Genomic DNA, 9,469 nt, shown 5'->3' with positions numbered 1-9,469 from the left:
TAGTTGCCTAACTACGGATTGTGCATGATCATTCTGATCGGTCAACTGATCAACTTCTTAACTGATCAGCATTAGCCAATAGGCGCCTTTTATTTAACTCTGTTTGCTAATTATTCAGCAGCTTGAGTCGCTTGTGGTACTTGCACTTCAGCTTGTGCTTTTAGTGCTGCAATAAATACCATGTAGTTTTTATTCACTTGAGCCATAGTGATGTTTTGCTTTTGTTGCTCATTAATCTCAACTTCAGTCGCTGGATTAACTGCTTTTAGCGCAACAATTGCAGCATCGCCATTGTTTAGGTCAACAACTTCAACCTCTGGTGCACCTTGTGGGTGAGCCATTTTGAAAGCTTGTTGAACAATCGCTGGTGATACTGTGTAAGCTTGACGAGCAAGTGCAGCTTCTTGGCGTACTGTTAGGCCTTCAGCTTGTGCAACTTCGTTTAGGCTCTTACCAGCTTCGATCTCAGCGTATAGAGTGCGTGCTTTTTCTTTAGCAAGCTCCGATGCTTTTTGTGAAACTAACGTCGCCTTAATTTGCTCAGAAACATCTGCTAGTGCTTTCGTTGTAGCAGCTTTGTGATCGTTTACACGAACAACAACAGCATGCTCATCGCCTACTTCAATTACTTCTGAGTTCATGCGGTCTTCTAACACTTCAGGTGAGAAAATAGCAGTAACAACTTGTGGGTTGTTTAACGGCTCAGGTAATGCATTGCGAGTAACAAGTTCTGTTTTCTGTACTTCAACGCCTGCTGCTTCTGCTGCATCAATTAAAGTATCTGAGATTTCGAACGCAAGCTCACCCATTTGAGTTTGCTTTTCATAGAACGCATTAATTTTCTTAGTACGCTCAAGTTCAGCGCGAAGCTCATCTTTTACGTCAGCATATGGTTTAACTTGCTGTGTTTGAATATCAGTAAGTTTGATGATGTGATAACCAAACTCTGATTCTACAACGTCAGAAATGTCGCCTTTGCTTTCAAGTGCATACGTTGCATCTTCAAACGCAGGGTCCATCATGTCACGTTCAATCCAGTCTAGGTCGCCGCCCATTTCTGCACTCACTACGTCATCAGAAGATGACTCAGCTAGCTCAGCAAAATCAGCACCGCTTTGTAACTGCGCTAGTAGCTCTTCAGCTTTCGCTTTTGCTGCATCATCGTCTTCGCTGTTATCAATTAAGATGTGCGATACTCGACGTTTTTCAGGCTCAACATATTGTGCACTGTTTTGATCATAGTAAGCTTTGATATCTTCTTCTGAAACACTTGAATCAAGCGTTAAGGTAGCTGCATTTAAGTCAATGTAGCTTACAGACACTTGCTCTGGTGCTAAGAATTGCGGTTGATTCAACTCATAGTAATCAGCAATTTCTTGCTCTGTTACTTCGATACCTTCTTGTAATGATTCTTTAGCAACAACTAAGTAATCAATACTGCGCGTTTGCTGTTGTAGAGCAACGCTGTTGTTTAATTCATTTTCTAAGATGAAATCTGTACCAGCAACAGCACCTACTAATTGGCTGCGTGTCATGTCTTCACGTAAATATTCACGGAAAGCATCTGGTTGGAAATTCATTTGACGAATAACTTGTAAGTAGCGGTCGTTGCTAAACTGGCCGCCTACTTGGAAGTAAGGCATTTCTAAAATTGCTTTACGAACACTTTCGTCGCTTACACGAAGACCTAATTCTGCCGCTAGTTGAGTTTGCAATTCTTGTTGTACTAAACGGTCGATTACGCCTTGGCGAATTTGTGCCATGTAATTTGGATCAGCAGCGATTTGTGCGAAGTATTCACCAAATTGTTGTTCTAAACGGTTACGTTCGTTTTGGTATGCACGGCTGAATTCGGTTTGGCTAATTTTAACTCCATTTACTTCTGCAACGGGTTGCTCTGTGGTTTGTCCTAAATAACCACCGATCCCAGCTAAAGCAAAAGATAAAATCACCGCGCCTAAAATAATTTTGGCTGCAGGTCCCTGCGAACCTTCTCTGATTTTCTCAAGCATTTATCTATCTCTATTCTGATCAGGTACAAATTAACCCTGCTCATGTAAAAAAAGCGTATCTTACCAGATACGCTTTTTCACTTGAAGTAACTGGTGATAAGTTACCTAAATTCAATTTAAGTGTGATTAGGTATCTCTCACCAACTAATCTTTAATGATTAGTTTACTGCGTCTTTCAGCGCTTTACCTGCTTTGAAAGAAGGAATGTTTGCTGCAGCAATCTGGATAGTCTCACCAGTTTGCGGGTTACGACCTGAACGCGCTGCACGCTCACGTACAGAGAAAGTACCAAAGCCAACTAGCGCTACTGAATCGCCATCTTTAAGAGCGCCTGAAACAGCCTCGATGAATGAATCTAGTGCACGACCTGCAGCCGCTTTAGAAATGTCAGCGTCAGCTGCGATTTGATCGATTAATTGAGATTTATTCACAATATCATCCTCTTTCATTGTTATTATCAAGAGCGATTGTTTTTATAAAAAATAACATCACTGTTTTGAAAATTTATGAGCAAATTAAGTTTATGCTCAGTTTATTATATTTTTCTCAACCCTAGGCCACATAAGGCCTAGGCTTGAAAACTAGTGCTTAACTTATCATACCCTTTGTATTTGAAAAGCCCCTAAATGCACTTTTTTGCGGTTTTTTACTGGTTTTTTTCAGTTTCGACAGAAAAACTCTCTACTGGGTGCTTCAAAGCCAGTTTTAAAACGTCATCAATCCATGTAACTGGGTGAATTTCAAGGCCCTCTAATACGTTGTCTGGGATCTCTTTTAAGTCACGTTCGTTAATTTTTGGAATAATAACGGTTTTAATTCCACCACGATGCGCTGCCAGTAGCTTCTCTTTTAAGCCACCAATTGGTAATACTTCACCACGTAATGTGATTTCACCTGTCATTGCTACATCTGAGCGCACAGGGTTACCCGTTAAGCTCGATACCAAACCAGTTACCATGGCAATACCAGCACTTGGGCCATCTTTTGGTGTTGCACCTTCTGGCACGTGAACATGAATGTCACGTTTCTCATAGAAGTCGCTATTAATGCGAAGTTTTTCAGCACGATTACGAACAACCGTCATCGCAGCCTGAATTGACTCTTGCATTACATCACCAAGCGAACCTGTGTAAGTTAGCTTGCCTTTACCTGGTACAGCTGCAGATTCAATAGTCAGTAAATCACCACCTACTTCAGTCCACGCAAGACCCGTTACTTGGCCAATACGGTCACCGTCTTCAGCTTTACCATAATCAAAACGTTGTACGCCTAAGAACTCTTCAAGGTTGTTATCGTCGATAAGTACCTTTTTAGTGTCTTTATCAAGCAGGATGTTTTTAACTGCTTTACGGCATAGTTTTGACACTTCACGTTCTAAGTTACGAACGCCCGCTTCACGTGTGTAGTAGCGGATAATGCCAATAATTGCACTGTCAGCAATTTCAACTTCATGCTCTTTTAAGCCATTGCGCTTAACTTGTTTTGGAATCAAGTGTTGCTTAGCAATGTTTAGCTTCTCGTCTTCGGTGTAACCCGATAAACGAATCACTTCCATACGGTCTAATAACGGACCTGGAATATTAAAGCTATTTGATGTTGCCACGAACATTACGTCAGATAGGTCGTAATCAACTTCTAAGTAGTGATCGGCAAAATGGCTGTTTTGCTCAGGATCAAGTACTTCAAGTAATGCTGATGCAGGGTCGCCACGCATATCTGATGACATCTTATCGATTTCATCAAGTAAGAATAGTGGGTTCTTTACACCAACTTTAGTCATATTCTGGATTAACTTACCAGGCATAGAACCAATGTAAGTACGGCGGTGACCACGGATTTCCGCTTCATCACGAACGCCACCTAATGCCATACGCACATATTTACGACCTGTAGAGCGTGCGATTGACTGACCAAGTGAAGTCTTACCTACACCAGGAGGACCAACTAAGCATAAAATTGGGCCTTTAAGCTTATTAGTGCGCTGCTGCACCGCTAGATACTCAATAATACGCTCTTTAACTTTATCTAAGCCGTAATGATCACTATCTAAAATCTTTTGTGCGCCAGCTAAGTCTTTTTTCACCTTAGAGCGTTTTTTCCAAGGTACATTGATTAGCGTGTCAATATACGAGCGCACGACGGTTGCTTCCGCCGACATCGGCGACATCATTTTTAATTTAGATAACTCAGCGTTTGCTTTCTCTTGTGCTTCTTTAGGCATACCAGACTCTTCGATGCGTTTTTTAATTGCTTCGAATTCATCGGGTACATCATCAAGTTCACCAAGCTCTTTTTGAATCGCTTTCATTTGCTCGTTGAGGTAATACTCACGCTGCGACTTTTCCATCTGCTTTTTCACGCGGGTACGGATTTTTTTCTCAACTTGCAGTAAGTCAATCTCGCCTTCCATCAGTGCCATTAAGTATTCAAGACGCTCGGTCACATCGGCAATCTCAAGTACTTTTTGCTTTTCAGGTACCTTAAGCGGCATGTGTGCTGCCATGGTATCAGCAAGGCGTGCAGCTTCATCGATGCCAGACACAGAAGTAAGTACTTCAGGTGGGATCTTCTTATTAAGCTTTACATAGCCTTCAAATTGGCTAATTGCGCTGCGAATAAAGATATCTTGTTCTTGCTCGTCGATATGGCCTGATTCGATGAACTGTGCTTCAGCCACAAAGAAATCATCGTTATCTAAAAACGTTTCAACGCTCGCACGTTGTGTGCCTTCAACAAGCACTTTAACGGTGCCATCAGGTAACTTTAATAACTGAAGTACTGTGGCAATGGTGCCAACACGGTAGATATCATCTTGCTGCGGATCATCAACAGAGGCGTCTTTTTGCGCCACTAGGAAAATTTGTTTGTCCTTGTCCATCGCCGCTTCTAGGCATTTTATTGATTTTTCACGACCAACAAATAGCGGGATCACCATGTGTGGGTAAACCACTACATCGCGCAGTGCCAACACGGGGATTTCGACTCGATCTGTTCTCTCAAGCGTCATTATATTCTCTTCGCACTTCATTTATTTTAAAGATTACTCAAGTATATGGGGATATGTAAGGGAAAGTTCAACATATTTATAAAAAAAGGAGCCTTTGGCTCCTTTTTCGTGTTCAACTGCTTAACTTTTAAACTATTACAGCTTTATTCTGATGCAGCTTTGTCTTGGTTACCGCTTTGGTAAATCAAAATTGGGTCTGATTCACCTTTAATAACGGTTTCATCAATAACCACTTTGCTAACATCATCCATTGAAGGTAATTCATACATAGTATCAAGTAATACGCCTTCAACAATTGAACGTAAGCCACGAGCACCTGTTTTACGCTCCATTGCTTTATGAGCAATTGCGCTAAGTGCATCTTCACGGAACTCAAGCTCAACATCTTCCATCGCAAACAATGCAGAGAACTGTTTAGTTAATGCATTTTTTGGTTCGCTCAGAATTTGAATAAGCGCCGCTTCATCTAGCTCTGTTAGTGTCGCAACAACCGGAAGTCGACCAATGAACTCAGGAATTAAACCGTATTTCACTAAATCTTCTGGTTCAACATCTTTAAATGTTTCACTTAAGCTACGGCTACCTGATGATTGCTTAACTTCAGCACCAAAACCAATACCGGTATTTTTATGGCTGCGTTGTTCAATCACTTTATCTAGGCCGGCAAACGCACCGCCACAGATAAATAGGATCTTAGAAGTATCAACTTGCAAGAACTCTTGCTGTGGATGTTTACGGCCGCCTTGTGGTGGCACAGATGCAACCGTACCTTCAATTAGCTTAAGTAAGGCTTGTTGTACACCTTCGCCCGATACGTCACGGGTGATCGATGGATTGTCAGACTTACGAGAAATCTTATCGATTTCATCAATGTAAACAATACCACGTTGTGCTTTTTCTACGTCGTAATCACATTTTTGCAGTAGCTTTTGAATGATGTTTTCAACATCTTCACCTACATAACCTGCTTCAGTTAGTGTCGTTGCATCGGCCATCGTGAATGGTACATCAAGTAAACGAGCCATTGTTTCAGCAAGTAATGTTTTACCACTACCTGTAGGACCGATTAATAGAATATTACTCTTACCAAGCTCAATATCTGCATTGATTGTTTGATTGCGTAAACGTTTGTAGTGATTGTATACCGCAACCGACAGCACTTTTTTCGCGTGGTCTTGGCCAATCACGTAATCATCTAAGTGATCACGAATTTCTTTCGGCACAGGCAGTTTATCAGACGCATTATGCTTCGGCGCAATGTCTTTGATTTCTTCCCTGATAATATCGTTACACAGCTCTACACATTCATCACAAATATATACTGAAGGGCCAGCAATTAGTTTGCGAACTTCGTGCTGGCTTTTGCCGCAGAAAGAGCAGTATAACAATTTATTACTTTTGTCGCCGTCTGTAGGAGTGTCAGACATTCAGCTACCTCATTTATTACGTTGGCAGTAGCACTGGGCTACTGCTAATTCACTATGTTTAACTATATCAAAGAATATCAGTTTTCGCATAGTAAAGGGTGATAGCTAACAATACGTTATTATTAGCTATTCAGATTACTTCGAATCGCGGCTTGAAAATACTGAGTCAACTAGGCCGTATTCAACTGCTTCGCTAGCAGTCATAAAGTTATCACGGTCTGTATCACGAGAAACCACATCGAGTGGCTGGCCAGTATGTTCAGCCATTAAACGGTTTAACTTATCTTTAATTGATAAAATTTCACGGGCATGGATCTCAAAGTCAGATGCCTGACCTTGGAAGCCACCTAATGGTTGGTGGATCATTACACGTGAGTTAGGTAAACAAAAACGCTTACCTTTAGCGCCACCTGATAGCAAGAATGCACCCATGCTTGCCGCTTGGCCAACACAAATAGTGCTTACATCAGGCTTGATAAAATTCATTGTATCGTAAATTGCCATACCCGCAGTCACAGAACCGCCTGGCGAATTAATGTAAAGATAAATATCTTTTTCTGGGTTTTCTGATTCTAAAAACAGCATTTGCGCAAGAATCAAATTAGCCATGTTATCTTCTACTTGGCCAGTTAAGAAAATAATGCGCTCTTTTAAAAGACGTGAGTAAATATCATATGAGCGCTCACCTTTAGCTGTTTGTTCAACAACCATAGGGACTAGTGCGTTTAGAGGGTCTATCATACCGCTATTCATTCTTATTTAATTCCTTATCCGCTGCGACTCATCCTTACTATAAGGAAAGCACATTTATACTAATGTAAATTAAGCTGTCTATTCAATCTTTATAACTATATAGGAACTTATCAGAACAAATTCAATCCTCGCCGAAAAAAGTTCTGAAGTAACATCAGTATTGTTGGTTTTTTTGAAACTGATACCACAAACTAAAATGGCCCGAGTACGCTGTATAAATACAGGGTAACACGAGCCATTTAATCGCTAGCGAGAGCTTAAGTCAATGACTTATTAAGCACCTTGCTGTGGATTCATGATGTCGTCGAATGCTTTTTCAACGTCAGTCACGTTTGCTTTAGCTAGGATAGCTTCAACTGCTTGCTCTTCCATCGCTACGTTGCGCATTTGCTGCATAAGCTGATCGTTTGCTTTGTAGTACTCTACTACTTCAGTTGGATCTTCGTATGCAGAAGCTACAGTTGCGATTAACTCTTCAACTTTAGCGTCGTCAACTTTAAGCTCGTTCGCTTTAATTACTTCACCTAGTAATAGGCCAGTCTTAACGCGAGTTACAGCTTGCTCGTGGAATAATTCAGCTGGAAGCTCAGGCATGTTTTTAGCGTCGCCACCGAAACGTTGTGCAGCTTGCTGACGTAGTGCATCAATTTCTTGATCTACTAGCGCTTTTGGCACTTCGATTTCGTTGTTAGCTAAAAGACCTTTGATAGCTTGATCTTTAACGTTAGCTTTAACTGCTTGGTCAAGCTCACGTGTCATGTTCTTTTTAACTTCTTCTTTAAGAGCGTCAACACCGCCTTCAGCTACACCGAATTTAGTTGCGAACTCGTCGTTAAGCTCAGGAAGCTCTTGAGTTTCAACTTTCTTAACAGTGATTGCGAAAGTAGCTGCTTTACCTTTAAGGTTTTCAGCGTGGTACTCTTCAGGGAAAGTTACTTCAGCAACAACTTCTTCGCCCGCTTTTTTGCCAACGATGTTGTCTTCGAAACCTGGGATCATACGACCTTGACCAAGTTCTAGTGGGAAGTCTTCAGCTTTACCGCCTTCGAACTCTTCGCCTTCGATAGAACCAACGAAGTCGATAGTTACACGGTCGTTCTCGCCTGCAGCTGCGTCAACTTCAGCCCAAGAAGCGTGTTGCTTACGTAGAGTTTCTAGCATGTTAGCTAGGTCTTCGTCAGTTACAGATACAGCTGGCTTTTCAACAGCGATTTTATCTAAACCTTGGATTTCAACTTCTGGGTAAACTTCGAAAGTTGCATCGAACTCTAAATCTTTACCAGCTTCTAACGCTTTAGGAGCGAAAGTAGGTGAACCAGCTGGGTTAATTTTTTCAGAAACGATTGCTTCGATGTAGTTGCGTTGCATTAATTCGCCTGCAACTTCTTGACGTACTGCAGCACCGTAACGCTTGTTGATGATAGACGCTGGTACTTTACCAGGACGGAAACCATCGATACGCTGGGTTTTAGACAGTTGTTGTAAGCGTTTTTTTACTTCAGTCTCAACGTTCTCTGCAGGAACGGTGATGGTCAGACGGCGCTCAAGGCCTTGAGTCGTCTCAACAGAAACTTGCATGATTTACCTCAATCTTCAATTTTGGCGACTGTTCGCCTTCCTTACAAACAAGGTGATCTCCATGAGTGATAGCAAGTTTTAACGCTGAATATTTCAACTTAAAACGGCGCATTGTAACCATGAGATACCATTGCTGCTTTGCCTCTATGGGCACTATGTTAAACAATAGACGCGGCATTATAACCTAATATTTATTATAGTCGAGTCTGGGGGGCAATTATTTGGCGTATATAGCAGCAATCAGCGTTTAAATGCGTAAAAAACGAACGCAACAAAATAACAAAGTAGAATTAAGCTGAATTAAAGGATGTATTTAGAAATTGAGAAGTGGTCGGCGATGCAGGATTTGAACCTTCGACTGAATTGGATATACCCAAACCAATCGTTCTTTGACCATAAATCTTTAAAAGTGGTCGGCGATGCAGGATTTGAACCTGCGACCCCTTGGACCCAAACCAAGTGCGCTACCAAACTGCGCTAATCGCCGATACTGAGAGAAGTTTTGAAAATAAAGACCACTTATTAAAAGTGGTCGGCGATGCAAAATTTGCACCTTCGACTGAATTGGATATACCCAAACCAATCGTTCTTTGACCTTAAACTTTCTAAAAGTGGTCGGCGATGCAGGATTTGAACCTGCGACCCCTTGGACCCAAACCAAGTGCGCTACCAAACTGCGCTAATCGCCGATA

General features: G+C 41.5%; 6 protein-coding genes and 2 tRNA genes. All 8 read right to left on the bottom strand.

What is annotated here, in order from left to right:
• Positions 1–110: 110 nt before the first annotated feature.
• Positions 111–2,012 carry a peptidylprolyl isomerase gene (gene ppiD, locus EXT43_RS07580; RefSeq protein WP_062566866.1) on the bottom strand — a complete coding sequence of 634 codons (1,902 nt, stop codon included), beginning with the start codon at positions 2,010–2,012 and terminating at the stop codon, positions 111–113.
• Positions 2,013–2,170: 158 nt separating this feature from the next.
• The gene (locus EXT43_RS07575) at positions 2,171–2,461 is read right to left on the bottom strand and encodes an HU family DNA-binding protein (protein ID WP_175580427.1); all 291 of its coding nucleotides are present in this window, start codon (positions 2,459–2,461) and stop codon (positions 2,171–2,173) included.
• Positions 2,462–2,658: 197 nt separating this feature from the next.
• Positions 2,659–5,019, bottom strand: coding sequence for an endopeptidase La (gene lon / locus EXT43_RS07570; RefSeq protein WP_062566865.1), 2,361 nt, complete (start codon positions 5,017–5,019; stop codon positions 2,659–2,661).
• A 143-nt stretch (positions 5,020–5,162) separates the two neighbouring features.
• Positions 5,163–6,446: an ATP-dependent protease ATP-binding subunit ClpX gene (gene clpX, locus EXT43_RS07565; protein WP_054562074.1), complete on the bottom strand. Its 1,284-nt coding sequence runs from the start codon at positions 6,444–6,446 to the stop codon at positions 5,163–5,165.
• 135 nt (positions 6,447–6,581) lie between these two features.
• A complete protein-coding gene (gene clpP / locus EXT43_RS07560; RefSeq protein WP_054562075.1) occupies positions 6,582–7,199 on the bottom strand; it encodes an ATP-dependent Clp endopeptidase proteolytic subunit ClpP in 618 nt (205 codons plus the stop codon).
• Between the two features lie 273 nt (positions 7,200–7,472).
• Positions 7,473–8,777 carry a trigger factor gene (tig, locus tag EXT43_RS07555; RefSeq protein WP_054553149.1) on the bottom strand — a complete coding sequence of 435 codons (1,305 nt, stop codon included), beginning with the start codon at positions 8,775–8,777 and terminating at the stop codon, positions 7,473–7,475.
• A gap of 410 nt (positions 8,778–9,187) precedes the next feature.
• Positions 9,188–9,264, bottom strand: a tRNA-Pro gene (locus tag EXT43_RS07550).
• Positions 9,265–9,389: 125 nt separating this feature from the next.
• A tRNA-Pro gene (locus tag EXT43_RS07545) sits at positions 9,390–9,466 on the bottom strand.
• Positions 9,467–9,469: the final 3 nt, after the last annotated feature.

The organism is Pseudoalteromonas sp. CO109Y, from assembly GCF_004208935.1.
In the GTDB taxonomy this organism is placed as follows: Bacteria; Pseudomonadota; Gammaproteobacteria; order Enterobacterales; family Alteromonadaceae; genus Pseudoalteromonas; species Pseudoalteromonas shioyasakiensis.
The sequence above is the reverse complement of the archived record's forward strand: the minus strand, read 5'-3'. Positions and strand labels throughout refer to the sequence as shown.